This window comes from Myxococcales bacterium (assembly GCA_016699535.1).
GTDB lineage: Bacteria > Myxococcota_A > Polyangia > Polyangiales.
Genome location: CP064980.1, coordinates 2543764 through 2570275 on the forward strand (window position 1 = coordinate 2543764; position 26512 = coordinate 2570275).

General features: G+C 51.2%; 21 protein-coding genes and 4 pseudogenes. 17 read left to right on the plus strand and 8 right to left on the minus strand.

Annotated features, from left to right (window positions below):
- Positions 1 to 45 precede the first annotated feature (45 nt).
- Together IPJ88_12065 and rffA are read left to right on the plus strand one after the other, a co-directional pair.
- Entirely contained in the window at positions 46 to 1827 is a 1782-nt protein-coding gene (locus IPJ88_12065; GenBank protein ID QQR88952.1) for a hypothetical protein, read from the plus strand.
- Complete coding sequence (gene rffA, locus IPJ88_12070) at positions 1827 to 2951, plus strand: dTDP-4-amino-4,6-dideoxygalactose transaminase (protein QQR88953.1); 1125 nt, start codon at positions 1827 to 1829, stop codon at positions 2949 to 2951. Before IPJ88_12065 ends, rffA begins: the two co-directional genes overlap by 1 nt.
- 9 nt (positions 2952 to 2960) lie before the next feature.
- Here the strand turns inward: rffA and rfbA are convergent.
- The 6 genes and pseudogenes from rfbA to IPJ88_12100 all read right to left on the minus strand — a co-directional run bounded on the left by rfbA (position 2961) and on the right by IPJ88_12100 (position 7663).
- Positions 2961 to 3868: pseudogene (rfbA, locus tag IPJ88_12075) on the minus strand (glucose-1-phosphate thymidylyltransferase RfbA).
- 33 nt (positions 3869 to 3901) lie between these two features.
- Complete coding sequence (locus IPJ88_12080) at positions 3902 to 4834, minus strand: glycosyltransferase family 2 protein (GenBank protein ID QQR88954.1); 933 nt, start codon at positions 4832 to 4834, stop codon at positions 3902 to 3904.
- A 33-nt stretch (positions 4835 to 4867) separates the two neighbouring features.
- Positions 4868 to 5515 (minus strand): hypothetical protein, encoded by a 648-nt coding sequence (locus IPJ88_12085; GenBank protein QQR88955.1) that lies wholly within the window; start codon positions 5513 to 5515, stop codon positions 4868 to 4870.
- Between the two features lie 19 nt (positions 5516 to 5534).
- Entirely contained in the window at positions 5535 to 6149 is a 615-nt protein-coding gene (locus tag IPJ88_12090) for a hypothetical protein (protein ID QQR88956.1), read from the minus strand.
- Positions 6150 to 6152: 3 nt separating this feature from the next.
- A complete protein-coding gene (locus tag IPJ88_12095; GenBank protein ID QQR88957.1) occupies positions 6153 to 6902 on the minus strand; it encodes a class I SAM-dependent methyltransferase in 750 nt (249 codons plus the stop codon).
- On the minus strand, positions 6902 to 7663 hold the full coding sequence (locus IPJ88_12100; GenBank protein ID QQR88958.1) for an iron-containing redox enzyme family protein: 762 nt from the start codon (positions 7661 to 7663) through the stop codon (positions 6902 to 6904). The genes IPJ88_12095 and IPJ88_12100 overlap by 1 nt, the downstream gene beginning before the upstream one ends.
- 65 nt (positions 7664 to 7728) lie before the next feature.
- Here IPJ88_12100 and IPJ88_12105 point away from each other — a divergent pair, with 65 nt between their 5' ends.
- The gene (locus IPJ88_12105; GenBank protein ID QQR88959.1) at positions 7729 to 8757 is read left to right on the plus strand and encodes a Gfo/Idh/MocA family oxidoreductase; all 1029 of its coding nucleotides are present in this window, start codon (positions 7729 to 7731) and stop codon (positions 8755 to 8757) included.
- A gap of 346 nt (positions 8758 to 9103) precedes the next feature.
- Positions 9104 to 10627, plus strand: a complete 1524-nt coding sequence (locus IPJ88_12110) for an HAD-IIB family hydrolase (protein QQR88960.1) — start codon at positions 9104 to 9106, stop codon at positions 10625 to 10627.
- Here IPJ88_12110 and IPJ88_12115 read toward each other — a convergent pair.
- Positions 10624 to 12336, minus strand: a complete 1713-nt coding sequence (locus tag IPJ88_12115) for a restriction endonuclease (GenBank protein ID QQR88961.1) — start codon at positions 12334 to 12336, stop codon at positions 10624 to 10626. The two genes, IPJ88_12110 and IPJ88_12115, sit on opposite strands and share 4 nt — an antisense overlap.
- A gap of 279 nt (positions 12337 to 12615) precedes the next feature.
- On the opposite strand from IPJ88_12115, the gene IPJ88_12120 reads away from it, so the two are divergent.
- The 5 genes and pseudogenes from IPJ88_12120 (at position 12616) to IPJ88_12140 (ending at position 18839) form a co-directional block, all read left to right on the plus strand.
- Entirely contained in the window at positions 12616 to 12891 is a 276-nt protein-coding gene (locus tag IPJ88_12120; GenBank protein ID QQR88962.1) for a polyhydroxyalkanoic acid system family protein, read from the plus strand.
- A 32-nt stretch (positions 12892 to 12923) separates the two neighbouring features.
- Positions 12924 to 13907: a D-alanine--D-alanine ligase gene (locus IPJ88_12125; GenBank protein ID QQR88963.1), complete on the plus strand. Its 984-nt coding sequence runs from the start codon at positions 12924 to 12926 to the stop codon at positions 13905 to 13907.
- A 70-nt stretch (positions 13908 to 13977) separates the two neighbouring features.
- Positions 13978 to 17648: pseudogene (metH, locus tag IPJ88_12130) on the plus strand (methionine synthase).
- A gap of 7 nt (positions 17649 to 17655) precedes the next feature.
- Positions 17656 to 18141 carry a UPF0262 family protein gene (locus tag IPJ88_12135; protein ID QQR88964.1) on the plus strand — a complete coding sequence of 162 codons (486 nt, stop codon included), beginning with the start codon at positions 17656 to 17658 and terminating at the stop codon, positions 18139 to 18141.
- Positions 18142 to 18174: 33 nt separating this feature from the next.
- A pseudogene (locus IPJ88_12140) lies at positions 18175 to 18839 on the plus strand (DedA family protein).
- Positions 18840 to 18988: 149 nt separating this feature from the next.
- Here the strand turns inward: IPJ88_12140 and IPJ88_12145 are convergent.
- Positions 18989 to 20335 (minus strand): cellulase family glycosylhydrolase, encoded by a 1347-nt coding sequence (locus IPJ88_12145; protein ID QQR88965.1) that lies wholly within the window; start codon positions 20333 to 20335, stop codon positions 18989 to 18991.
- A gap of 94 nt (positions 20336 to 20429) precedes the next feature.
- Here IPJ88_12145 and IPJ88_12150 point away from each other — a divergent pair, with 94 nt between their 5' ends.
- The 8 genes and pseudogenes from IPJ88_12150 to IPJ88_12185 all read left to right on the plus strand — a co-directional run bounded on the left by IPJ88_12150 (position 20430) and on the right by IPJ88_12185 (position 26442).
- Positions 20430 to 21062, plus strand: coding sequence for a hypothetical protein (locus IPJ88_12150; protein ID QQR88966.1), 633 nt, complete (start codon positions 20430 to 20432; stop codon positions 21060 to 21062).
- Between the two features lie 148 nt (positions 21063 to 21210).
- Entirely contained in the window at positions 21211 to 21660 is a 450-nt protein-coding gene (locus tag IPJ88_12155; protein ID QQR88967.1) for an Rrf2 family transcriptional regulator, read from the plus strand.
- Entirely contained in the window at positions 21650 to 22600 is a 951-nt protein-coding gene (cysK, locus tag IPJ88_12160) for a cysteine synthase A (GenBank protein ID QQR88968.1), read from the plus strand. The genes IPJ88_12155 and cysK overlap by 11 nt, the downstream gene beginning before the upstream one ends.
- A gap of 11 nt (positions 22601 to 22611) precedes the next feature.
- Positions 22612 to 22890, plus strand: coding sequence for a MoaD/ThiS family protein (locus tag IPJ88_12165; protein QQR88969.1), 279 nt, complete (start codon positions 22612 to 22614; stop codon positions 22888 to 22890).
- 31 nt (positions 22891 to 22921) lie between these two features.
- A pseudogene (locus IPJ88_12170) lies at positions 22922 to 23865 on the plus strand (PLP-dependent cysteine synthase family protein).
- On the plus strand, positions 23855 to 24352 hold the full coding sequence (locus IPJ88_12175) for a Mov34/MPN/PAD-1 family protein (protein ID QQR88970.1): 498 nt from the start codon (positions 23855 to 23857) through the stop codon (positions 24350 to 24352). The pseudogene IPJ88_12170 and the gene IPJ88_12175 overlap by 11 nt, the downstream one beginning before the upstream one ends.
- Positions 24349 to 26100, plus strand: coding sequence for an adenylyl-sulfate reductase subunit alpha (locus tag IPJ88_12180; GenBank protein ID QQR88971.1), 1752 nt, complete (start codon positions 24349 to 24351; stop codon positions 26098 to 26100). Before IPJ88_12175 ends, IPJ88_12180 begins: the two co-directional genes overlap by 4 nt.
- Complete coding sequence (locus IPJ88_12185; GenBank protein QQR88972.1) at positions 26101 to 26442, plus strand: 4Fe-4S binding protein; 342 nt, start codon at positions 26101 to 26103, stop codon at positions 26440 to 26442.
- The last annotated feature ends 70 nt before the right edge of the window (positions 26443 to 26512 follow it).

The following is a 26512-nucleotide window of genomic DNA, read 5'->3' on the forward strand; positions in this document are numbered from 1 at the left end:
GTAAAACGCACTGTTTCGCTGTAGTGTCGTGTCGGAGAGCAGCTGGTGGCAGATACATCGCACAAACGAAGTCGCGGCCGTGTCGCGGGTGAAAAATATTTTATTCTCGTATTGGGTTTCGTTTTAATCTTGGCGTTTTTTGCTCTTCGAAAAACCGCGGTGGGCTACAAAATTGTTTTTCTGACGCCTTTTACCGCTGCAAGCGCGGGTGAACTCTATTTTCTATTGTCGTATGCAGTGGTCCTTTGGCCTGGTGTTTTTCTGTTTGGGTTGGGTTTCGTAAGTCTGTTTTCGAACTGGACTGAACAGCTAACAAAACGGTGCGCCTTGCTGCTCAACAAACATGCGCGGGTTTATCTGCTTATCCTGTTCGTTTCGTCGTTGGCCTTTTATGCCGCGTTGCAACACTATGCTTCCCTGGGGTTTGACCTGTTGGATGACATTGCTCCTGCGCGATTTGGCGGAGAGATTTTGGCTTCCGGCCGCTGGCATCTGCCCTTTGTTGCTTGTTCTAAAGCGTTGCCGACTTTGTATTTGCAGGCTCACGATGGTTTTATATCGAGTTTTGACTATCTTGGTGGCCAACTGCTTTGGGCGCTATCTGTGCTGAGTCGGACTGGGTCGCTCATCTTTTTGCTTTTGTCTGCGCTAACCCCGTGCGTTGTAGCGATAGTACTTTATCGCGAAGCGGGAGTGCGCTGGGCTGTGGTTGGTGGAATGCTGCTCGTGCTATCACCGATGGGTAGTTTTGTGTCGGTAAGCAATCATCCGCACATTGGATCCCGTTTTCTCTTTGCGGTCAGTCTGCTTTTCTTCCAAAAAGCTATCAGGCAAGCGCAAACGAGGCAAAGTTTTTACTTCTTCTTTGTGCTGGGTTCTGCCATGCTGTTTCGCCCCTTTGAAATTGCCTTTCTTGCTTTACCTCTCGCCTTGTCGCTGCTTAGTGCGCTGCCAACGCACAAGCATCGTGTGCTCGCTCTATCGGGACTGCTTTTGCCGTGTCTGGTTTTTGCAGTTCATAATCGCATCCTCAGCGGTTCATTTTTCGTTCCAGGTCGTTTTGCTGTAAACGAGCTAACGGGATCTTTGAATCGACGCTCACTTTTGCCCCATGAGTTAGCTGAGAATTTCTCACTCCTTTGGACGCGGTTTGGAGCCAATCTAAATTATAATCTCATCAATCTGATCCTTTGGGGGCTTGGCCCGCTGCTTCTGCCATTTTTCTTTTTCGGCGCTATGCGCAATCGATTCGCACGACTTCTTTCGTATGGACTGGCTCTGGAGTTGTTTTTGGCATTGCTCCACGACGATCATGGATTGCACCATCTTGGCCCGATCCACTACGCGGATGCTTTGGTTCCTATGGTTATCGCGACAGCCTTGGGTCTGCGAGAAGCCGCGGAGCTGGCTATTCGCCACCGGATCCCCCGTCACTATGCCGCAATACTGCCCAGCGCAGCTCTGTTTTGCTTTGCGTGTTTTATCGGGCTTTATTCTGGTGTGCTACGTGAGCAAGCTTTGATGCAGCGTTCGGTTGCTATGTTTCTCGATGATCCGCGATTGGATCACAGTGTATTGCTTACGCCGGACTACGAGGAGGTATGGTCTCACTTGCTGCCGCCGCCCGAGTTTTCTGGCTCTCAAGTCAGGCACTGGCCGCCTTCTCATCCGGAACTAGCGGGACGTATCGTATTTGCCGACGATCGGGACGATATGCTCGCTGAGTTGCGTCATTGCTTTTCCGACCGTGACTTCTATCGTCTTCACCTTAATGCAAGCGGACAAAAATTGTCCATTGTGGCAATTTCAGAAGATAATACGAAGTGATGATTCCCTACAATGACCATTTTCTGGCTCCGAAGGAGCTTCAGTATGCAAGTGAATCGCTACGAAGCGGTCACATTGGCGCTGATGGACCTTTTACGACACGGGCCACAAATCAGCTCAAGAAAATCCTTGGTGCAGAATCGGTGATGTTGACGACATCCTGCACGCATGCCCTTGAGCTTAGTGCATTGCTACATGAACTGGGCCCTGACGATGAAGTCGTCATGCCATCTTTTACCTTTGCTTCGACCGCCAATGCGGTGACCCTGCGTGGCGCAACGATTCGCTTTGCAGATGTCTCTAAAGAAACTTTTTCGATGGAACTGCCCGAGCTGCAAGGTGCACTGACCGAAAAAACCACGGCCGTGATCGCTGTGCATTACGGAGGTGTATCCCGTGATATTGCAGAAACAGCTGCGTTTTGTAAGAAAAGCGGTTATAAATTTATCGAAGACAATGCACACGGCTTATTTGCTACGCACCGTGATAAAGCCTTGGGCTGCTTTGCTCCCTTGGCTGCGCTGAGCTTTCATGTGACCAAAAATATCAGTGTCGGCGTTGCCGGCGCGCTCGTGATCAATGATGCTTCATACCTTGCTCGGGCTGAAGTTCTTCGTGACAAAGGCACAAATCGTGCGGCCTTTATGCGCGGGGAAGTCGATCACTACACCTGGCAAGGTATGGGTTCTGCCTATGCGCCAGCGGATTATGTGGCTGCGGTTTTGTTGGCCCAATTGGAGCATGCTGATTTTATCCAAGCGCGCCGCAACAGCATCGTCGATATCTACCGTGAGCATTTGAGTCCCTATGCCCAGGAATTAGGCTTTGCTCTGCAAACGGTTCCAGAGCACACAAAATCTTCAGCGCATCTTTTTCCGGTGTACCTCCAAACGACGAGCATGCGTGATCCTGTTTTAAAACAGATGAAGCTGGCTGGTGTTCATTGCACATCGCACTATGAACCTTTGCACCTTGCTTATAAAGGCAAAGCTCAGCAGAGCCTTCCATTTACAGAGACGCTTAGTGCGGGCCTTATTCGCTTGCCTCTTCATCCTGCTCTTAGCGATGAGCAAGCCAACGAGGTTGCTCTTGCTTTTATAAGCACGTTGAAAAGCATCCGCTGACTTTGGTTTTTACTGCTCGAGTAAAGCGGAGGGATACTCGCTTGGGAAACGATGTAAATCATCGACGATTCCTTGCAGGTAGTCCCGATAAGGTGAGACCGGAAGCTGTCCAATACCTTGTTTGAACTGATCAAGTGAGCAAAAACCCGATCGTAGGGCTGCTTCTTCTGGAGAGCCGACGACCAGCCCTTGCCTGGTTTCAATGGCTTGAACAAAATTTCCAGCCGCGATCAAGCTGTCGGGTGTTCCTGTATCAAACCAAGCGAGTCCTCGCCCCATTTTAACTGCACGTAATCGCTTCTCACTTAGGTACATCTTGTTGAGGTCCGTGATTTCCAATTCCCCACGGTGCGATGCTTCCAAAAAACGCACGCGTTCGGAAACACCAGGCCCGTAAATATACATACCCGGGACTGCCCAATGCGATTTGGGCTGCTGAGGCTTTTCTTCAAGGCTTAGTGCTTTGCCATCGATGTCAAACTCAACCACACCGTAATCGGATGGGTTGCGCACTGGATAAGCAAATACCGTGGCGTCTTTTCCATTGCTCTTGATGGCTTTGCGTAGAAAATCCAAGCGCCCGTAAATTAGATTGTCTCCTAGCATGAGCATGACTGAGTCGTTGCCAATGAAATCTTGGCCAATGACGAGTGCCTCGGCAATACCGCGTGGCTGGTCCTGTTCAGCATAGCTCAGCCGAATCCCCCACTTTTTCCGTCCCCAAAAAGCTTCCCAAAGTTTGGCAAATCTTCGGGGGTTGAAATGATGAGTATCTCTTGGATCCCAGCTACTAACAGCGTGGTGAGCGAGTAGTAAACCATCGGCTTGTTGTACACTGGTTGTAGCTGTTTGCTTAAAACGGAGGTCATCGGGTAGAGGCGAGTCCCTCGTCCGCCAGCCAATAAGATCCCTTTGATGTGTTTCATCCTACACGTTCCCTTTTGGGCGATTTATCGCTCGCGCCTCACAATATACATTTCCATTTGATTTGATGCCCGCAGTATACGAATAAGATAGCTTCCGATAATGCCCAAAGTCATCAAGATGACGCCGGAAAAAAACAGCAAAAGAAGTACTTGGGTCATGAAACCTGAGACCCCGATACGGTTTAGTAGATACAACCGGAGATAGTTTAGTGCCAACCCTATGCTTGAAATCCACGACAGGAATCCCACCCAACCCACAAAGCGCAAGGGTAAGTCGGAGTAGTCGATGACCATGCATAGAAAGTAGTCGATGAGCCCCTTTAAACTGTAGGAGGACTTTCCATTCCGACGGGGGTCGTGGCTTACCGTGATATTGCTTATGCGGTGCGTGATGTGAAACAACAAAAAGCCCACTATCGGGTTAGTGCTCCGTAGTTTTACGACTTCATCGACTATTTGCCGGCGGATGATGCGAAAACTCGTTAGTTCAAGTTCTTTGGGAATACCAATGGTAAGTTGAGCGACCCTTTTAACGAGCCAGGTTCCCAGCGCTCGGATTGGACCATGCTTCTTTTTCTCATAGCGACCTACCACGACATCCGCATCGCTGTGCTTGATGGCTTCGTAGAGCAAAGCTATCTCACTTGGACGTTGTTGCAGGTCATCATCCAAGGTGACAACGAAACGGCCACGGGAGTAGCGAAGTCCGCAGAGAACCGCTCGCTGTTGCCCGAAGTTTTTTGTAAGTTGCACGAGCCGTATGTGCGAGTCTTTATCGGCGAGAGCGACAAGCTCTTCCCAGCTCCCGTCCGATGAGTTGTCGTCGACAAAGACGATTTCGTAAGACAGTCCAAGCTTTTCAAGCGCAAGGCTAAGTCGCTCATGCAGCTCTGCGAGCATCGTTTTGGAGCGATAGACTGGGATGACCACAGAAATCTCAAGATCTTGAGACGTCATGGCTCGATCCTAACATGTTGGCCGACAAAAGCCTTAATAACTAGCACAGTGCTCAAGAACAAGTTCTCCGATGGCTTCGGGTTTCAGTCCCCAGCGTTTGCCAAGCTCTTCCCACTCGAGCTGAGCGGGTCCTTCGTCTTGGCCTTCGTAAAAATTTTTACTCAGTGAGCCTGTGATGGTTTGCAGCCATGTACGCAAGGTTTCGATATCGGCAGGATTCCCGTCAAATGCTCTTTTCATCGCGTAGCCCAAATCCACATGCACGTATCCTGGCTCAAGCGAGAAACTGCGCGGGGTTTGAATCGCGTCCGGTTCTGGAAGGCCTCCGTTTAGGTCCTTGACGAGCAGATGTGCAAAGTCCAGGCCTGCTCTTCTGAAAAAATCAAAGAAGAGCCATGGCCGGCCATTGATCTCGATCACTTTCCACTGCCCGTCTTTTTGATCTCGAATGAACTCAATCATGAGAATGCCATGCCAGTTTAGCGCTGAAGCAACGGCCTGAGCCTGTTGAATAAGAATCCGCGGACTATGCAATCGAAGCACGGTCGCCGTGCCAAAAGGCGGCGGGTCAATCTCTTCTTTGATAGCTGCTGCGGCCATGCGAAGTTTGGCGTTTTCGTCTGCATAGACGTACATTGGGATTTCTTCCGCTGCGCTTTCAAAGACAACCGCTTCTTGCACAACGAGTTCAAAGCCGGCATCAATTTCGGTCTGAAGCTTCTTTTTCTAACTCGTCTTTGTTCTCGCAGCGAATGGCTTTTCGTCCCTGGTGCGCGCGATAAAAACTTTGTCCGTAGTCTTTGCGAGTGGGCTTGTAGACACAGGGATAAGGAACATTCTCTGCGGCTATCGTGATGTCGTGTTTGTTTTTGCAAGCGAAGGTTTTAGGCGCTGCAATACCTTTTGATTCAAGTAGCGCAGCACAACGATCTTTTTCGAGCACATCAAGCCGAGCTTGGTCAAAATGACGATTTCCCATCATGTAAAAATAGGGGCTGAAACGATCATAGTGATCCAGCATGAACATTAAGTTGGTATCACTGCTGGGCAATACCATAAGCGGCTGTCCGTATTTTGCGCGAAGCTTTTCTCCAAGCGCGATCATGTCTTCGACGGCTTGCTCGGCGTTCGTAAAAGGATTGGCGATTTGAATTGCGTTTCTGAAATGACAGGATGCTTCTGAATACCATGGTCCAGCCCCTGGCCAGGTGAAGATTACGGGGATTGGTATCGCTCCTGCTGCGGCCACCGAGCGCAGCAGTCCGGTAAACAAAATATCGTTACTGCGTAGAACAACGATGGGCGGTGCTGACACGGTCTATTTCTCTAAACGAAATGCCATGTGAAGAGGAATGTCTTTGACTGGCGAAAAAAATGCCGGATCGAGTTCGAGGTGTTTATCAAGCACGCGTAGCTCCTTAACTACTGGCATAGACCTAAATCCCACAGCTTCAAAAGCATCAAAGTAGTCTTGCAAGGTTTTATGCACGGCTTGGACACGAAGTTCTGTGCCATCCCGGCAAAAAATCTTGCCCTGGTTTTGACAGTCCACGCCTGAAAAATAGCCGCGCCCTTCCATGTCAAAGTAAAAAGGAGCGCTTTTTTCTTGGCGCATGAAGGCGAAACATGGATGGGGGACTGAAAACACAAACTGCCCTCCACCTTTGAGCACACGATGCATTTCTTTCATCGCGACTTGCATGTCGCGTGTGCTAATGTAGTTAAAAACAAAGACAGCAAGTACGAGATCAAAGCTTTCCGATGGAAGATCAAGCTTGCGTACATCCCCTTGCTGATACTCGATACCTAAAGACTGTTCTTGCTCTTGGGCCTTGGCGAGGTCCACCATCTTTTCGGAAAGCTCGATACCGAGCACGCGCGAAGCGCCCCGTATCCTCATTTCTCGTGAGCAGTAACCTTCGCCGCAACCGGCATCCAAAACTGAACGCCCTGTGACATCTCCGCATAAATCGAAAACGGCTGGCCTTCCAGTAAAATCGGATAAACTATTCGGCTCTTTTCGCTTCCAACGGCTTGCATCTGTATTGTAGAGTTTGCGTGTTTCCACTACAAAGCCTGCTCATCTTTTGCGGTGATGGCCCGCGCCAACATCACATCCCAGACAGCGGCTCGCAGGTTCAGAGCCGAGATAGCTCCGAAGCGAATGGCTTCGCGTTTGTTGCTCCGATCCGCTGCAAGGTCTTTGGCGATTTGAATCAAATGATCGGCGTGCTCTTCGTCGCATTTAGCGTGCAGCTCAAAAAAGAAACGATCATCGTCGCTAAGCGAGCTGTGCAGCTTTAGCCCTTCGTTGATATAACCGTAGATGGTTGGCACGACGAACTCGGTACCAATCCCCATGCCGCCAAGTGCTACGCCGGGTTGCCTTGACTGACATTTTTGCAAAAACAAATCCCGCCAGACCAAGACCGTGGGCGCCGGGCGGTGCTCTTTGTCGAAAGCCTCATTCACACCCGCTGCTTCTCGAAACATTTGGAACAAGCGCGTGTGTGGGATTTTAGCGAGCTCATTGCTGTTAGGATCGCCTTTTTCTTCTTCAAGATTATGATAAATGAGTTCTCGATGCGCGTCTTTTTCCAAACTACCAATGACGCCTTCAAGATAACTTATAAACTCTCGCCCATAAAAACCATATTGATAGGCGTAGTCGCGAACGGCCCAGGCCATGTCGGGTAAATCACCGGAAGCCAGTCGTTGCAAATAGGGATGATGAACTGCTCTGTGTTCAAGCGCTTCTCGGCATAGCGCATCGATAAACTCATCGGCTGATCCGCTGTATAGAAGTTGCCATGATGCGTGGCGTGACATGCTCCGCATTTTAGCTCAGAAGATTGAAAATGGACACAAAGCGTCAATGGTAGGAACATGCCCACATGGACTCGATACAGGGAAGTAAAAAGACTCGACGGGAGTTCTTAGAGCTCAGTGGCCAAGCTGCCTTTGTGGCAGCAGCTGGCAGCGTCATGCTTAGCGGCGTGGCTTGTGGGGATTCAAGCAAAAAACTTCGCATTGGGGTGGTCGGCGGTAACTTTGGTCTTGAATTTCCTTTTCATTTACATCCCAACGCTCAAGTCACGGCGGTAAGTGATTTGCGCGAGGAGCGGTTAAAGAGACTGCAAGGTCTTCATACGAAAGCTACGCCCTACCCATCGCTTGAGGAACTGCTTAAAAAGGAAAAGAACATCGATGCAGTAGCCTTGTTCACGGAAGGCCCACAACACGCGAAGCATGTGCTTGCCTGCTTTGATCGTGGTCTTCACGTATTGTGCGCTGTGCCAGCGTGTTTTTCGTTGGACGAAGCCCAAGCGTTGACTGACAAGCAAAAGAAAACAGGTCTCACCTACATGATGGCGGAGACGAGTTACTATCGTGCGGGCTGCATTTTTGCGCGTGAAATGTATCAGCGTAAAACGTTTGGCGAGCTTTTCTACACCGAGGCCGAATACTATCATGACCGCGGAAGCCTTACCGAGCTCGTTACGAACAAACAAACGCGCTTTTGGGATCCGGATGGCAAGCCCAGCTGGCGACAAGGTATTCCGCCCATGTTCTATCCAACACACGCGATTGGCTTTTTGGTTGGCGTCACCAAAGAGCGCATCAGTAAAGTCTCAGCGCTTGGTTGGGGAAACAAACATCCCTTTTTAGAAGGGAACCGTTACAACAATCACTATTGGAACGAAACAGCGCTCATGCAAACCGACAAAGGCCATGCGTTGCGTTGCAATATCTTCTGGCTTTGCGGAGCGGGCGGTGAACGAGCGCAATGGTTTGGTGAAAACGGCACACTGCTTATGGCCAACGAGGGGTGTCATGGCCCCATCAATCATCCACGGGGCGGACGTGCGCAACGCATCACCATGCCGGATTATTGGAATTCCGATATGTTGCCCAAGCCATGACGCGTCCATTCGGCTCATGGCAACGCTCACCCTTTCATCATCCACGAGTTCGTAAGCGCCACCCTAAGCCACCGAACGGCAGCGATTCCCCTAGCGGATGCACTCGCGATGACGGTACCAGGGCTCATCGCCCATCAAAGCGCCCTCAAAGGCGGCGAGCAACTCGATGTGCCTAGTTTTGGATAGGTCTTATGGCCACAACAGTAGCCATCGGGGGGTGTGCATCTGGGGTAATTTGTCCTTAGTAATAAATTACATAAGTGATTTCAGTTGTTCGAGACCTGGCGCAGAACTTGCATGTGTTGCACCTGTTAACCTTTGGAGTCCGGCGCCTATGAGACCTGTATTGTCCCTCCTGTTAATCTTACTGCTACTGCTCAGTGTGAGCTGTGCGCCTTCCAAAAGCAGTGACATTGGAAGTGGTGGCTGGGCCCAAAGCGCCGATACGGCGGGATGTTTCTTCTCATTTAATAGTGAAAAATCGTATTTGCTAAGCGGCATTTTTCGTCGTCCTCTTAGGGAAACCGTAGACATGACGGTAAACTGGTTCAAGGGACTGTTCCAGCCGCAAGATTCTTTCCAGATCAGTTTTAGTTTTCACCACACTGACGATGGTGCTGCTCAAGGAACGGAAACAACCCTGAACGTAAACAACGGCGAACAATGCATTCTTGATCTGCGTCGCGTTGTGCAAAGGTATATTGAATCTAAGATGAATCCGTGTGAGCTTGCTGACTTAGGAGCAAGTGGCGTTGTCTCATCACGCGACTTTACGCAAACCGTGCTCAATCTGTTGCTTCGCATGCTCATTGAAGAGCAAGTTGGCGATGGGGCGCTGGCAGAAGACATTGCAGCCGACATTGAAACAGCGCAGGCAGTTTTGGCAGAACAAAGTTGTTCCGGTGCGCCACTGGATCGTCCAGGTCTTCAAACCTTAGCTTCCAACATGCAGAGCTATGCCGGCGATAGCGGTAAGCAAATCATTTTCTTGCTTGATTACGATGGAACGCTTGCTCCGATCGTAGCTTTGCCGCAACTCGCAGCGCCTGACGAAGAGTTGCTTGCCTTGTTGCCGCAGGTGGCCGATCGTTCAAGCGAAACACATGTTGTTAGTGGTCGTGGTCAAGCTGACCTTCAGGACTGGCTCGGATCACTTCCCATTGGTCTTCATGCTGAACACGGCTTGCTTTCAAGTAACATCCCGACGAGTGGTCAAGCACGTCAGTGGGTGGTTGACCCTCGTTTGCCCGAAGAACGCATCGAGGAAATTAAACAAGAGCGTGATCGCGTGATCCGTCCTATCCTCGAAAGCGCCATCAATGATCCTGCTCTTTACGTCGATGGAGCATCTCCGTTATGGACCGATCCAGCCACGGGCAAGCAATACCCAGCCTTGCTTATCGAGGAAAAATACATTTCTCTCGTCTTGCATTTCCGAGCAGCCGAGGAGGTTCTTGGTCGTGATCTTGAAGCATGGGCCGATGGCTGGCGAGAACAACTCGAAACAGCTATTGCTGCCAACAATCTTCCGCTTGTAGTCACGGGTCAGCCCGCCGACAAAAACCGCGAAGTTCAAATCGATAAGGACGCGATTGGAATTGCCGATGTGCAAATTCACAAAGGTAAAATTGCGAATGGGGTAACGGAGCATTTTGATTTGAGCAAACCCACCTTGATTATCGCAGCGGGCGACTCCGGAACCGATGAAGACCTTTTCGAAGCGATTCACTCAATCGAGGAAGCAAACGAAGCTGTTGAATCGTACACCATCCACGTTGGTGCACTTAAGGAAGGCGTAAGCACGGCCGCTCGATTCATCGTCGATAGTCCGGCCGAGATTCGCTACCTTCTTCAACAGTTTGTGAACTAAGCTACCGTTTGGGCTTCCGCTTCGCTATTGTTTTCGCTCTCGGTTGCCTTCTCGGACTTGGATTCGATATCTTTTGCGCTGCCGTTATCGTCTGCAGAAGCGCTTTGCTTAGCAGACTCTGAGCTATCCGAAGACTCATCGTTATCTTGTGAAGCGTCTGTTTCGTTTTCACTTGATGTTGACGCGTTGCCATCACGGTTTCGGTCACGACCTCTTCTGCGACGACGACTTCGTCCCATGCGGTTTCGATTGTCGCCTCCGCCTTGTTCTCGGTCTTTTGGACCGCCGTCTTGGATGTCCAGCGTATCGCTGCCAGCGAGAGCTGCGAGCAAATCAAACTGCGGCAAGCTCAAGATAACGCTGCTCTTTTCAAGGCCGATAGAGACAGCCTCTAGCGCATCTGTCCAGTCATAACCATCAAACATGAGACATGGCGCTGTACCAGCAATGTTCGATTCAGCGCGAGCGTCTTGGCTCACTCGACCCAAGGTCACGAACCAAGCAGCGCTGGCATTGCCGTAGTGGTGGAGTCCGCCGCGGGTTTGCTCAACAAGACCCTTATCGATGTCTGAGCCGTCTCGGCGCACAACGATGGCAAGATGGGTTTCGTTGCGTCCAATGCGCTGAACACCGGCAAAATGCAATTCCCTGGCTGAACTGCCAGGTCTGCGTACAGCGCGAACTGCGTGCACGCCTTCGGCGTTGAGCCAAGAAGCAACGAGTTCAGCAAAGCCAGCCACGGGAAGTGCCGCGACCTGTTTGAGAAAGAGCTTATGAATCTCTTGTCGCTGTTCTCGCGCGAGGCGTCGTATGTTTTCCTCAACCCGCACGGCCTCTGCGCTGATTAGCCAATCGGTGAGCCACAAACGCTCACCGGCTAAGCGAAAGCGCGCTCGTTTGCCTTCGGCGCGGCGTCCAGCATTATCGGCACGCAACGCAGCAGCCACGGTCGGCACCAAGGCTCGGGCTTGACCTTGCAGGCGTCCTTTGCGCACTAAGCGATCGGCAACCCATTCAAGATCGCGCATGCCTCGTTCTTCGGCATCGAGCACGGCTAGTACAGCATCGGCGAGGCCTTTTGCGGTGAGTTCGTCATCTTCGGGCTCGCGATCCCAATTGCCAGCGAGTTTGAAGCTTGGTTCAGAGCGCTGGCTTCGAGCTTGATGCGGTTGTTGGGGGCGTCGTTGCTCATCGGATCGCGACTCGTTTGCGCCCTCGGGGCCACGATTTCGGCGTCGTTTCCGACGTTTTGAGCTGCGATCGGAGGAGCCCTTGCTTTCATCGAGTCCGGCTAAAATTGGCTCATCGTCGTCGTCTTCCTCGGGAAAGAGCCCTGCACCTGAAGAGGCTTCTTCATGATTCTCGTCTTCATCCTCTTCTCCCTGCGAAACGGAAACGCTGTTGAGCACTTCTTCTGGGATCTCAATATCCTCAGCACGAATGTCGTCGTCGCCATCGCTATCGGCTGCGGCCAGGACTTCTTCGCTAAATTCCTTGAGTCCAAAAACACCGGGTTTTACTTTCACGATGGATTGATCTCCTTCAAGTTTTTTCGCGATCATGGCCAATCGAGCGCTCATGGTCACTTCGGGCGATTTGCCAACGTGCGAGAGTAAATGTTTATCGATAGCCAGTTCGGTGATTTTTTTGTAATGCAATGGTCGGCCTACCTGGCGTAGGACCACAATTGCGGCTTCCGTAAAAGTCATTTGAAATTCCTATAGTTGGGGGAAAATCTAGAAAAGATTCGATGTTATGCGTACTCAGCCATTCCCAAGTTCCCCTGCTGATTGAGTCGGCTTTGTCGAGGACAGAAACCTCGCACGCGATGAGTGACGCCATGAGCCGAGTTCATATCACTGCTCGGCGTTCTGTGCAACGAAAGTTGAAATTGCATGTTTTTTTGGAAATTTCTGCCATAAATGGCATGTTTTTGGTTAAAAACATGCCAACATTGACATCTTTTGCGCTTTGGCTATGGTCCTGCCATGTCTGCAATCGATATTCGTAAAACTCATACTCTTGGTAAAGACAAAGCGCGAGAAGCCGCCGAGTCCCTCAGTGGCATGCTTAAGGACAAGTTCCAGGTTCAGACCCAATGGGACGGCGATGTTCTCAAGTTCGAGCGCAGTGGCGCCAAAGGCAGCATCGCCATCAGCGACACTGACGTGCATGTCAAAGTCGAACTCGGCCTCATGCTCAAAGCCTTTAAGGGCCAAGTCGAGGGTCAAGTTACAAAATACCTCGAAAAGTATCTAAAATAGATTTTTAGCATCCGGCTTGCTAAAGCTAGCTCATGAGTAGTCTAAAAGATAAACATATTGGCGTTTTGATGGGTGGTATAAGCGAGGAGCGCGAGATTTCCTTGCGCACCGGTGAAGCTATTTACGCGGCGCTCAAGAAGCAAGGATATCTTGTCTCCAAGATCATTGTGGACCGAGACGTGGACGTCACTCTGCGTAAAACCACCATCGACATGGCCTTTATCGCTTTGCATGGCACCTACGGCGAAGATGGCTGCATTCAAGGCCTGCTTGAGTTGCGCGGTATTCCTTATACGGGCTCCGGCGTCCTTGCGAGCGCCCTTTGCATGAACAAAGCCAAGAGCAAAGAGCTTTTCAGGCTGCACAATATTCCTACGGCGCCCTACTATCTTGTGCGTCGCGATCAGCTTGCTTCGTATAAGAAACTACACGAAGACTTTGCTTTTCCTGTCTTTGTAAAACCCAATAATCAAGGTTCGAGCGTAGGCGGCTCTCGTGCCCAAACGCTTGAAGAGCTTAAAGAAAGCCTCGAGCTTGCTGCCAAGTTCGATCACGAAATCCTTGTTGAACGCTTTGTTCCTGGTCGTGAAGTCACCATTGGCGTTTTGCATGGCAAAGCTCTTGGGGCGATTGAAATCGAGCCTAAACGCGAGTTTTACGATTACAAAGCGAAGTACGAAGCGGGTCAAAGCGAGTATCATTTCCCAGCGCGGCTATCCCAAGAGCACTACGATAGTGTGCTTGCGCTTGCTGAAAAGGCCAACGCTTGTTTGGGCGTAACCGGCGTAAGCCGTGTGGATACCTTGGTCACCGAAGGCGGCAACACCTACGTGCTTGAAGTCAATACGATGCCGGGCATGACCTCCGAGTCAAGTTTGGTTCCCAAAATTGCAGCCGGGCTTGGCTTCAGTTTCGAAGAGCTATGCGTTGCCATCCTTGAAGGCATTCCGCTTGCCAAAGCCCAGCAAAGCAAGGCGCAAACCAAGGTTTCGCCGGCTGCTGTGGCCACGTTGTGAGCTAAACCGGCTTGTTTTCTCTGGTTATCGGGTGGCTTTTCGGTTCAATGCACCGTAAAGTGCCGCCGCAATGCAGACAGAGAAACACTTAAAATCAATATTGGCGCAGCGCATCATGGTTCTCGATGGTGCGATGGGCACGATGATCCAAAAACACAAACTAAGCGAAGCCGACTACCGCGGCGCCTTGTTTGAAGAGCACGCTCATCCTCTTCAGGGCAACAACGACCTTTTGTGTCTCACACAGCCCAAGATTGTGCGCGGGGTGCATGAGGCCTTCCTCAAAGCAGGCTCCGACATCATTGAGACCAACACCTTCAATGCGACATCGATCGTGCAAACGGACTATCAGTTGCAAACGAAGGCTATCGAGATCAACCTGGCGGCGGCCAAAATAGCTCGCGAAGCCGCTGATAGCTTCAGCAAGCAGACGCCCGATAAACCACGTTTTGTGGCTGGCGCGATGGGTCCTTTGAACAAAACGCTAAGTTTGTCGCCGGATGTTAACGATCCTGGTTTTCGGGCTGTGACTTTTGATGAAGTGCGCCTGGCCTATCTTGAGCAGGTGCGTGCTTTGATGGATGGCGGCGTTGATTTGCTTTTGGTTGAGACGATTTTTGATACGCTAAATGCCAAAGCTGCGCTTTTTGCCATTCAAGAATGTTTTGAAGAAAAAGGCCGAAGGCTGCCGATTATGATCTCGGTCACTATCACAGACCGAAGCGGCCGAACCCTTTCCGGACAAACCATTGAAGCCTTCTGGGCCTCGATTGAACATGCCAAGCCCTTCTCTGTGGGTGTGAACTGCGCACTGGGCGCCAAAGATATGCGCCCCTACATTGCCGAGCTTAGCGAACTGGCCCATTGCTACATCAGCTGTTATCCAAACGCTGGACTTCCCAATGCCTTTGGCGAATACGATGAGCACCCAGAACAAACGGCTGCTCAACTTCAAGAATTTGCAAAGGACGGTTTGATCAACATCGTGGGTGGCTGCTGTGGCACCACGCCAGAGCACATCGCTGCCGTTGCCAAGACGCTGAGCGGCATCAGCCCGCGTTCGCTGCCTGAGACCAAGCCGCAATTTTGTCGTCTGAGTGGTCTTGAGCCCTACCGTTTGTCGGCCGACTCGAACTTTTCGATGATTGGTGAGCGCACCAACGTAACAGGCTCCAAGCGTTTTGAGCGCCTTATCAAAGAAGAAAAGCATCAGGAAGCGCTTGATGTGGCGCTGGAGCAAGTGCGCGGCGGGGCGAACATCCTTGATGTGAACATGGATGAGGGCATGCTTGATTCAGAAGGCGAAATGACGCGCTTTTTGAATCTCATCGCCTCGGAGCCAGAAATTTCGCGCATTCCTATTATGGTGGACAGCTCGAAATGGAGCGTGATTGAGGCTGGCCTCAAATGCTTGCAAGGCAAAGGCGTCGTTAACTCAATCTCGCTCAAGGAAGGACAAGAGGACTTCCTTAAAAAAGCAGCATTGATACAGCGCTACGGAGCTGCTGTGGTGGTTATGGCCTTTGATGAGCAAGGTCAGGCTGAAACGGCCGAACGAAAGCTTTCAATTTGCAAACGCGCCTATCAGCTTTTACGTGAGGAGCTTGATTTTAACGCGGAGGATATCTTCTTTGACCCCAACATCCTTGCGGTTGCTACGGGCATTGAGGAGCACAATGCTTTTGCTAAAAACTTTATTGAGGCCGTTCCGAAAATCAAAGAAGCTTGTCCGGGAGCTAAGATAAGCGGCGGAGTGAGCAATCTGTCCTTTTCCTTTCGGGGCAATGACATCGTGCGTGAAGCGATGCATGCGAGCTTTTTGTATCACGCGATTGCTGCGGGCATGGACATGGGCATTGTCAATGCCGGTCAGCTTGTGGTGTATGAAGATATTCCCAAAGACTTGCTTGAGCATATTGAAGATGTGCTTTTTTGCCGGCGTGAGGATGCGACCGAGCGACTTGTCGAATTTGCCGATACGGTTAAAGGAAGCGGTAAGAAGCGTGAGCGAGACTTAAGTTGGCGACAAGGCGATGTTCGAGAGCGCCTAAGCCATGCGTTGGTTCACGGTATCGTTGATTACATCGAAGCGGACACCGAGGAAGCCAGAAAAGAAGCTTCCAAACCACTTCATGTCATTGAAGGTCCGCTCATGGACGGGATGAAAGTGGTGGGTCAGCTTTTTGGTGCGGGTAAGATGTTTTTGCCTCAGGTCGTGAAAAGCGCGCGCGTGATGAAAAAAGCGGTAGCTTATTTGCAGCCCTACATGGAAAAGGAAAAGCAGACTGGAAACGCGCAAGGCAAAATCGTCATGGCCACCGTCAAGGGTGATGTGCATGATATTGGCAAAAACATTGTTGGCGTTGTTTTGGGTTGCAACAACTACGAGGTCATTGACCTTGGCGTGATGGTTCCAGCCGAGCGGATTTTGCAAACCGCTAAGGAACAAAATGCAGATGCCATTGGGCTAAGTGGTTTGATTACCCCGTCACTCGATGAAATGGTTCATGTTGCTAAAGAAATGCAGCGGCAAGGTTTTCACGTTCCACTGCTCATTGGCGGCGCGACGACAAGCAGGCAGCACACTGCTGTTAAGATTGCTCCGCAATACAAGGAAACGACTGCTCACGTCCTGGATGCATCGCTTGTGACGAGCGTGCTTTCTGATCTTCTGTCCGAGGAGCGCAAAGCTGCTTTTGACGAAAAAAACAAAATCGAGCAAGCACGCATGCAGCGTTTGTATGAGCAAAAACGCAGCAAGCCTGTTCTGCCTTTTATAACCACTGTCGAGAATGCGGCGAGACTCGAGTTTAATGCGAAGAGCGTTAGAAAGCCGGCTTTTTTGGGCACCCGAAGCTTTGATGATGTCAGTGTGGAGACGTTAATCCCGTACATCGACTGGTCGTTTTTCTTTACGGCGTGGCAGCTCAAAGGGAAATATCCCAAAATCCTTACTCATCCTGAGTACGGACAAGCTGCTCGGGAACTGTTCGATCACGGACGGCAAATGCTCGATACGATTGTCAAAGATCAAAGTTTGCATCTGGGCGGTGTGTACGGCTTTTTTCCGGCGAACCGCGATGGGCAGGACATCGTGCTCTATGAGGACGAAACGCGTGTTAAAGAGCGGTTGCGTTTTTGCATGCTTAGGCAGCAGCAAAGCAAGCCTGGCGATGATGTTTATTTTTCTTTGGCGGATTTTGTGGCGCCCAAGCAAGACGGCATACCCGATTACATAGGCGCGTTCGCTGTGACAGCCGGCCTCGGAGCCGATGAGCTTGCGGCCCGCTATCAAAAGGATCACGATGACTACAAAGCTATCATGGTCAAGTCGTTGGCCGATCGTTTGGCCGAGGCCTTTGCGGAGTACGCACACGAGCGCGCTCGTAAAGATTGGTATAGCCCCGAAGAGAACTTCGAGCCGCAAGCATTGCTTGATGAGAAGTTCTACGGCATTCGACCAGCCTTTGGCTATCCGGCCTGTCCCGACCACAGCGAAAAGCAAAAACTCTTTTCACTGCTCGAAGCAGAGAAATACAATATTGAGCTCACCGAACATTTTGCCATGCTGCCTGCAGCTAGCGTTAGCGGTGTCTATTTTGGCCATCCGAAGGCGCATTATTTTGCGGTTGGAAGCATTGACCGCGATCAAGTAGCGGATTATGCAACGCGCAAAGGATGCCTGTCAAAGAGGTAGAGCGTTGGCTCTTGCCCAACCTTGCTTACGATCCAGAGGCTTGATTTAGTCATGCACTTAGTGAAAATCGACGATGAGCTTCTTGCTGATGCTTCTGAAATAAGACGCGCAGAATGGCAAACGTTGATGAGCCTGTTTCTTGAAAGTCAGAACGAGCAAGCTCCAGTTCAAGACGCGCATTGTCTGCACTTGCGATTGTGTGATGAGACCATCTGTCTAAGTCTTCAAACGGAATCAGGGCAAAGCCTGAGCGATCATGCTATTTCTCGCGCAAGCATCTCTGAGCTTACTTATGAATACATTAACATCGTCTCACAACTCATGCAGGTTGAAGAGCAATGGAATTCGCATCGTTTGCAAGCGCTGGATATGGCCAAAAAATCGGTGCATGACGCTGCGGCACGAGAGCTGCAGGAACGGTGTCCCCAATTGGGGCTAAGCCAGAAAAGCGCGCGTTATTTGTTTTCGCTTATGGTTTCGCTTCTCATCGACACCACCAAGCTCTTGGGCGTGCACTCCCACCCGAGCTTTCGTTGACCGCTTCAAAAAGCAGTGCTACAGCCGGCGGCCATGAACCATGCAGCTGCCATACCCTGGTACCGTCAACCTTTTGCTTGGCTAAAACGCCTCTATGCTTGGACCCTAAGCTGGGCCGATAGCAAGTACGGTACCCCCGCTTTGGGTGTGTTGGCTTTTTTCTGAAGCGAGCTTTTTCCGATTCCGCCCGATGTGCTTTTGATGGCGCTCTCTCTTTCAAGGCCAAAAAAGCGTTGTGGTACGCCTTAGTCTGCACCGTGGGCTCTGTTCTTGGCGCGATGATGGGTTGGGTAATCGGTACGATGCTCTGGGCAGCGCTTGGGACCTTTTCAGCCTGCCCTGATTACGCTGGTGGTGCTTTTTTGTTTGAACACATTCCATCATTCAGTTGCGCGAACTTTGGCAAAGTACGTGACTTCTACGATGCGCACAGCTGGACGGCGCTTATCCTTGCTGCCTTTACCCCATTGCCTTTTAAAGTGTTCACCGTGGCCGCAGGTGTGTTCCATGTGAACTTTGCGGTTTTAGTCGCAGCCAGTGCTGTGGGCCGTGCCGGCCGTTTCTTTTTAGTCGGCGGCTTGATTCGCTTCTTTGGTCCACCAATTCGTGATTTCATCGATAAGTATTTCGAGCTGATGGTCGTACTGTTTTCAGCGCTTCTGATCGGTGGCTTTGCTGTCCTAAAATATATCCATTGAAGTCGTGTTGGACTTGCAACGACGGCTGTTTGTCTGAACGGTAATCGTTGTAAGCTTGTTCGTAGGATCAATACGACAGTGGCTCGATTAAGCGTCGAAAGGCGTGGGTTTGTGTAGACAAACTCATGCCTTTCGAGCGCCACAGCACTCTAATAGGATTTCAATCGCGTCATGCGCTCGGCATAGTTTTTTAGCACATCAAGGGTTTGCTTTTCGTGACTGAATACACTGTACCAGCCCTGGGGTTCATGAGGTGGATCGGCGCTCAAGTTTTGTTCTGGCTGCCATGGCTCACCGTAGTTGTTTTCGAGGGAGATTTGGCCGCCCCAAGCCCAAAAATTTGAGCCGCCCACATGAGGATGACGAAACGCTGCTTTGTAAATCGCATCAAGCACGGTACTGTAATAAGCACTGCGCAAGAGCGCTGGCGATTGCGGATCAAAGCTGCCAAAGTCTCGAGCGATGCCAAACTCTTCGAGCACGATAGGTTTGCCAAGTTTTTTCGCTCCGTCGATGTGTTGCGTGATGTAGCGAAGAGCCTGCTTTTTGGCAGAGTTGAAACTCTTTTGCTGCTTTTTTGGATCGAACCAGCCCCAGTTCTCGACCCATAGATGCATGGTGGCGTAGTCGATGCAGCTGCTCTTATGGTCGTTTATAAAATCAAGGCCGTGTGCTTTAGGTGCGGCTGAGTCTCCTTCGGAGCCCGTCGTGACCAAATGCCTTGGGTCGAGCGATTTAATGAAGCACGCGCTTTGATCGACCCAGCGTTGCATCGCCATGGCTTGGTTCATGCCACGCGCTTCGTTGCATAGTTCCCACGCCATGATTGCTGGATCATCTCGGTAGTAAAGATGACTGAGGGTATTACGACGATTAATGATGAAGGCGATATGGTCGCGTAAGCTTTGCTGTGCTTGTGCATGCTCGAAAAAGCGCGAAGTGTAATTTGAGAAACTTTGCCAATCCTGGCCTTCGTTAAAAGGATAAGGAATGCTCGAGCCTTCGTGCCAGGCGAGGTATTGAGCAAGCCCACCCGACCAAAACCAGTAGTTGGTGAGAAATAAAACAGCGTGCATGCCGCGCTTGGCAAGTGCCTGAAGGACAAAATCAAGGCCTTCGAGCAGCGCTTGGTTGTACTGACCCGGTGATTCCTGCATGGCTGGCGCAATGCGCCACGGGGCATCCGATGGCCCTTCACTTCCTGCCAAGATACGCAAATTGCGAATGCCAAGTGATTGTAGTTGATCAAGGTCCTGCTCCACACGCTTGCGACCCTCAACGCCCTGCGCGGCAAGATGAGGTCCATACCAATAGTTTGCCCCGACAAAGGCGTAGCGCTCTTGCCCTAAAACAAAGTGCTCATTGCGAACAGTGACAAAATCCTGTTCAGCTGGGGTATGGTCAGGTTGCATGGAGGATGACGGAATGCATGCCACCATGACATGGCTTAATCCTAAATAAAACAGCAAACTTTTCTTTGCAGACATGGCAGTCATGATAAAGCCTTGGCAGGCTAAGAGACGTCGAACAATGAGACAACACTGTTTTTTAATTGCGCTGACATTTTTCCTTTGGCTATGTTTTTCGAGTATGGTGTTGGCTGAACACCTTACGGTTGTGCCAGTCGCTGTGGCCGTCGCTCAAGAGGGGGGCAAAGCGGTTGCGGATAAGCCATGGCTTGAGCAGCGCATTGCCGTGGCCAATGCCTTGTTTAGCGCTCATGGTCTAAAGTTTAAACTCATTTCTATCAAAACCTTGCCTGCTCGGCATAGTCGTTTGCTATCGCGCGATGACCGTGATGCGCTTGGCGTATATGTAAAAAAAGGCGTACTCAATCTGTTTGTTGTGGCCTATTCAAAAGATGTGGATGACCCTTCTCAAAAGCGCCGCGGAGTGCATTGGCATCAACGTTCAGCAACGAATAAGCACTTTGTGATCCTGGCCAACTACAGTAGCCCGACGGTTCTGGCCCACGAACTTGGCCACTTTTTCGGCAACCCAAAACATAGCGACGTGCCCGATAACCTCATGAGCTACACCCGCCGCGGCGGAAAATTGTTCCTCGATCAAGAACAGAGTAGACGCATTAGGGAAAGCCTGAAGCGTTATCTTAGCACCGCAGAGCTTGTTCTTTCAGAGCAAAGCAGCCAGGAGTACCGCTGCATCAATCCTGTGCCCAAAACGTCCCAGTCCAACTGCTCTGTGCCCGAACAAATCCCATAATGCCAGAAATGGCATCAAAGATACGTTAAACATGCCAACTATGGCGTTAAAGCGTGTAGTTTTATGACAGTTTTTTTAGTCGTGTATTCTCGAGTTAATCGATAGAGATACTTGACAATTGGCGGTTTTGGCTTCAGTCTGCCGAGGTATGAAGCTTTCGAATAAGGGACGCTATGGGATTGAGGCAGTGCTCGACATGGCTTTTCATGGCGAAGGCAGTGCTTTGCAAATCAAGGATATTGCCGAGCGGCAGGCGATACCTCCCCGATTTTTGGAACAGATTTTTCAGGATCTAAAGCGTGTGGGCTTGGTTTCATCCAAACGTGGCCCCAAAGGCGGCTACCGCCTTGCGCAAAACCCCGCTCAGATCAAGTTGGGCGATATTATCCGCGCGGTCGAAGGCCCGATTAATCTGGGTTGTGAAGGACAGAAAGTTGGCTCGAGTCCGTTACGTCCGGTGATTGAAGAGGCGCTTGTTGATCTATCCAAACGCATCGATACCTGTCTTGATGGCATTAGCATTGCTCAACTTTGTGAGCGCGGTAAGCAACTTGGTTTGCATCGCACTTCGCCAAAGAGGCTGACCTATGTCATCTGATGCGCTTCATGTGAAAGCTCCGGTGGTTCAAAGCGTGCTTGAGCTTATTGGCAACTCACCGCTTATGCATATTAGGCATGTGCAGAGCCCTGAAGCAGGAGCGGTTTGGGCAAAGACGGAGTATTTCAATCCTGGAGGTTCGGTTAAAGACCGGATATGCCTTGCGATGCTCGAGCAAGCAGAGCGTGATGGTATCATCAAAAAAGGCTCCACGATAGTTGAGCCAACAAGTGGCAACACGGGTATTGGCCTCGCCGTGGTTTGTGCGGTCAAAGGCTACAAGCTTGTGCTGACCATGCCTGAGAGCATGTCGCTTGAGCGTCGCGCGCTGCTTGAAGCCTACGGTGCGGAGATTGTGCTCACCCAAGCTGAACGGGTGATGCAGGGCGCAATTGAAGCTGCGCACGATATTGTCAAAACACGCGGCGCTTTTATGCCGATGCAGTTTGACAACGAAGCGAATCCTGAGAGCCATGCAAAGAGTACGGCGCAGGAGATTATCAGTGCCATGGAAGACCAGAGCATCGATGCCTTTGTTTCCGCGGTGGGGACTGGCGGCACAATCAGCGGCGTTGGGCGCGTGTTCAAGAAACTCTACCCTTCATGCAAGATTATCGCGGTTGAACCTGAAAGCAGCCCCGTCTTGTCGGGCGGTGAGGCTGGTCCGACTAAGATTCAAGGCATTGGCGCCGGATTTATTCCGGAGAACTTTGATAGCGATGTCGTGGACGACGTGCGTTTGGTTTCCGACCGCCTTGCTTACGAGACCAAGAAAAAGCTTGCGCTCGAAGAGGGCTTGCTTGTGGGCATCAGTGCGGGCGCTAATGTGGCGATTGCTGCCGAAGTAGCGCGCGAGCTTGGCCCTGGCAAAAACGTGATCACAGTGCTTTGCGATACCGGTGAGCGGTATTTTAGTTTGGATAACTACTTTGCATCCTAAAGGAGAATGATATGGCTAACGTTACTGTAAGAATCCCAACCCCTTTGCGAAATCTGACCCAAGAAAAAGACGAAGTCAGTGCGTCGGGTAGTACCGTTCAAGATGTGATTGAGAACCTTGAGCAAAATTACCCTGGTATCAAAGACCGACTTTGCGATGAAAAAGGTGTGCGTCGTTTCGTGAACATTTACGCGAACGAAGAAGATATTCGTTTCCTCGATAACCTTGGTACTGAACTTAAAGACGGCGATTCACTGAGTATTGTTCCGGCGATTGCGGGAGGTCAGTAGTCCGCACCGTCAGTGCGGCTATGCCACCACGATGTCTGCGTCCATTAATCCATTTCGTTCCCGTCGCATGAACGACATCACCGAAGCCGTCGGCCGTACGCCTTTGGTGCGCCTTGGGCATATCGATGCCGAAGTGCCGGGTGTTGAGATTTATCTCAAGCTTGAATACCGCAATCCCGGTGGTTCGGTTAAAGACCGCCCTGCTCTGCGGATGATGCGTGATGCGATTGCGGACGGGCGGCTTAGCAAAGACAGAACACTCATCGATGCAACGAGCGGAAATACCGGAGTGGCCTATTCGATTTTTGGCGCTGCCCTTGGTTATAAAGTTGCGCTCGTGATGCCAGAAAATGTCTCGCAGGCTCGCAAGGATATCGCCAAGGCTTTTGGGACCGAGCTTATCTTTTCCGATCCCATGGAAGGCTCCGATGGCGCGATTGTGCATTGCAAACGACTGGTCGAGCAAAACCCCGAGGCCTATTTCTACCCCGATCAATATTCCAACCCCTCCAATCCCAAAGCGCACTATCTTGGTACCGGCCTGGAGCTCACTGAGCAGCTCGGAGCCAAGCTCACGCACTTCATTACTGGCCTTGGCACGACTGGCACCTTTATGGGGGTGAGCAAACGACTGCGTGAATACAACAAGGCGATTCGCTGCATTGCCATACAACCTTCAGAAGCTTTGCATGGTCTTGAAGGTCTAAAGCACATGGAATCATCCATGGTGCCGGCGATTTATGATGACAGCGCGCCAGATGAAACGATGCGAGTGAGTACCGAAGACGGCTGGGATATGGCGGACCGCATTGCTGCCGAAGAAGGCCTGCATGTGGGCCATTCCGCGGAGCCAATGTGTTTGGTGCTTTAGAGCTCGCTAAAGAGATTAAGCAAGGATGCATTGTAACAATCGCCTGTGATCGTGGTGACCGTTACTTTGCGCCGATGCGTTGGGAGAAGCATTATGAGTGGTGAAGCAGCCTGGATTAAGGGCAATCTTCGTATTGACAAAAAAGTACTCGATGAAATCGAAGCGCATGCGCTCGAGTGTTATCCAAGCGAGAGTTGCGGTTTTCTAGTGGGGCCAGTCGATGAGCCTCTACTTATCGACGCGTCGGTGCGTGAAGAAAACGAAGCAGACAAATATCACAAGCTTGATCCGGTAACTTTTCCGCGAACTTCGAAGATGTATTTTAAAATTAATGAGCTCAGAGCCACGCGTGCTTTTGAGCAAGGGGAAAAGAGCGGCCGGCCGATCAAAGCGATTTATCATTCGCATTGCGACGCCGGTGCTTACTTTTCAGAGGAAGACGCCGCCACCTTTGCTTCTGATAATCAGCTAATGTGGCCGTGTGCTTTCGTTGTGGTGAGTGTGCAAGCTGGAAAAATCGCTGATCGAAAGCTTTGGGTTCATCAAGAAGGTAGTAACGACTTTGTGGAGTCTTCGCTGAAGGTTCAATGACTCAAAGCGAGCACATAGACTGCGACTTGTTGATCCTTGGAGGCGGGGCCGCCGGTTGCGTGGCTGCCGTGGAGGCTGCGGAGCGTGCTCCGGATCTAAAAGTTGTGGTGCTTGAAAAGGCACACATCTACCGCAGTGGCTGCCTCGCTGCGGGCATTAGCGCGCTCAATGCTTATTTGAACCCGGGGGAGACCCCCGAGTCGTTCTTGCGCTACACGCAGCGCGATACGCATGGCGTGGTACGTGATGATTTGGTGCTCAGCATGGCCAAGGAGCTCAACGAACAGGTGCATCGCGTAGAGCAATGGGGACTTCCGATTGTGCGCGATGAGCTTGGTCGGCCCTTAAGGCGAGGCCGTGCTTCAATTAAGATTTTCGGTGAGCGCATCAAACCCATTATTGCCAAGCGCGCGGAAGCGTCGGGTGCGCGGATTATCAATCGCGTGAACGTTACGGGTTTAGCCGTGCATGAAGGCCGCGTGACGGGGGCCTATGGTTTTCATGTGCGTACGGGGCAGTTTTTTTCCGTCGCAGCAAAAGCCGTCCTGCTTTGCACGGGTGGCGCCGCTGGCCTCTACCGCCCTGCTAATCCGGGAAAGGCGGCGCATCGCATGTGGTATTCGCCCTACAATACTGGCGCGGGGCTCGCGATGGGCATTCGCAGTGGCGCGGAGATGACTTCTTTTGAGTTTCGCTTTATTCCCTTGCGGATCAAAGACGCGATTGCGCCGACCGGCGAGATTGCACAGTGGCTTGGCGCAAAGCAAATCAACGCACGCGGTGAAGCTTATCTTGATAAGTACTATCAAGAACTCGGCGGCTCGAAGATGCCGACTCAGGACCGTCTTTATGCAACGATAAAAGAACGTCAAGCTGGGCGCGGCCCTTGTTATCTTGATTTACGCGGAGTGGAGCCGAAGCGTCTGGAGTGGACAATCGCTTCCTATCTTTCGATGGCGCCTGCCGCGGCCATGATCATGTCGGATGAAGCTTATTACGCCAAACAGGGCGGCGAGATGGCGCCGGTGGAGATCACCGGAGGCGAGCCTCACGTTGTCGGAGGTCATGGGCTAAGCGGTTTTTGGGTGGACGATCAGCGCAAAACAACGTTGAAAGGTCTTTGGGCTGCGGGTGATGTAACCGGTGGATGCCCTAAAAAATACGCTCCTGGGGCTTGGGCCGAAGCCGTTATCGCAGTGCGAGATATGATTGAGCATGCACGCCATACACCAGCTGCTGCTTTGAATGCAAGCGAAGCAAAGAGCGAGCAGGCGCGCGTGATGGAGCCTCGCAACAACGCTGGCGGCATTGAGCCTTTTGAGCTTGAAGAACGGCTTCAGAAAATCATGGACGAGTATGCAGGGGGCATCAGTCGGGATTACGGTTATTCGGAAGGTGAGTTAAAGCTTGCGCGCTTGCACCTTAGGCGTTTGGAGGATGAGCTTGCCGTGCTCTATGCCAAGGATACGCACGAGCTTCTTCACGCGCACGAAGTGATCGATCGCGTCACCGTTGCGCAAAACTTGGTTGAACACATGCTTTATCGCACAGAGACTCGCTGGCATTGCTATCAAGAGCGTCTTGACTATCCAGAACGTGACGATGCGCGCTGGATGATCTTCGTTAACAGCCTGCGGGATGCGCAGGGGCAGACCACAATTGTGGAACGCCCCGTCGTTCGAGCTCCGATTACGATTCATTTGCCGGCTCTAGACGATGGCGCAGTCATTCGAAAGCACGGAAACTAGATGGGTATCTTTATCGACGAGACGATTTGCAATGGTTGCGGCACGGCCGAAGAAGCGATGTGCGTACGCGATTGCCCAGGTGATCTCATGATCATGAAAGACAATCATAAAGCCATGATTCGCGACAACCGTGAGTGTTGGGATTGTGCAGCGTGTGTTAAAGTATGCCCTACCCAAGCCATTCACATGCAGCTTCCTACGGCAGTCGTGGTACGAGGCGTTACGTTGCGAGGTCGAGCTATCAAGCCCAAAACGATTTGGCGCATTCGACAGCGCGATGGTTCCGAGCAGAGCTACGAGACACCAGCCAAAGGCAGTCCGCCCTTCAACCCCAATTTGTAAATGACAAAAGCGCATTCCATGCCTATGTTTTTTCCTATTGTTTGGTGATCTTTTCGCAACATTGTATATC

Bases quoted from the DNA above. Each gene is read 5' to 3' on its own strand.
- IPJ88_12100 (QQR88958.1), bottom strand. From the start codon at position 7,663: ATGTCACGCCACGCATCATGGCAACTTCTATACAGCGGATCAGCCGAT.
- IPJ88_12175 (QQR88970.1), top strand. From the start codon at position 23,855: ATGAGTGGTGAAGCAGCCTGGATTAAGGGCAATCTTCGTATTGACAAA.
- cysK (QQR88968.1), top strand. From the start codon at position 21,650: ATGTCATCTGATGCGCTTCATGTGAAAGCTCCGGTGGTTCAAAGCGTG.
- IPJ88_12105 (QQR88959.1), top strand. From the start codon at position 7,729: ATGGACTCGATACAGGGAAGTAAAAAGACTCGACGGGAGTTCTTAGAG.
- IPJ88_12120 (QQR88962.1), top strand. From the start codon at position 12,616: ATGTCTGCAATCGATATTCGTAAAACTCATACTCTTGGTAAAGACAAA.
- IPJ88_12180 (QQR88971.1), top strand. From the start codon at position 24,349: ATGACTCAAAGCGAGCACATAGACTGCGACTTGTTGATCCTTGGAGGC.
- IPJ88_12185 (QQR88972.1), top strand. From the start codon at position 26,101: ATGGGTATCTTTATCGACGAGACGATTTGCAATGGTTGCGGCACGGCC.
- IPJ88_12135 (QQR88964.1), top strand. From the start codon at position 17,656: ATGCACTTAGTGAAAATCGACGATGAGCTTCTTGCTGATGCTTCTGAA.
- rffA (QQR88953.1), top strand. From the start codon at position 1,827: ATGATTCCCTACAATGACCATTTTCTGGCTCCGAAGGAGCTTCAGTAT.
- IPJ88_12080 (QQR88954.1), bottom strand. From the start codon at position 4,834: ATGACGTCTCAAGATCTTGAGATTTCTGTGGTCATCCCAGTCTATCGC.
- IPJ88_12155 (QQR88967.1), top strand. From the start codon at position 21,211: ATGAAGCTTTCGAATAAGGGACGCTATGGGATTGAGGCAGTGCTCGAC.
- IPJ88_12150 (QQR88966.1), top strand. From the start codon at position 20,430: ATGGTGTTGGCTGAACACCTTACGGTTGTGCCAGTCGCTGTGGCCGTC.
- IPJ88_12165 (QQR88969.1), top strand. From the start codon at position 22,612: ATGGCTAACGTTACTGTAAGAATCCCAACCCCTTTGCGAAATCTGACC.
- IPJ88_12145 (QQR88965.1), bottom strand. From the start codon at position 20,335: ATGACTGCCATGTCTGCAAAGAAAAGTTTGCTGTTTTATTTAGGATTA.
- IPJ88_12115 (QQR88961.1), bottom strand. From the start codon at position 12,336: ATGACTTTTACGGAAGCCGCAATTGTGGTCCTACGCCAGGTAGGCCGA.
- IPJ88_12125 (QQR88963.1), top strand. From the start codon at position 12,924: ATGAGTAGTCTAAAAGATAAACATATTGGCGTTTTGATGGGTGGTATA.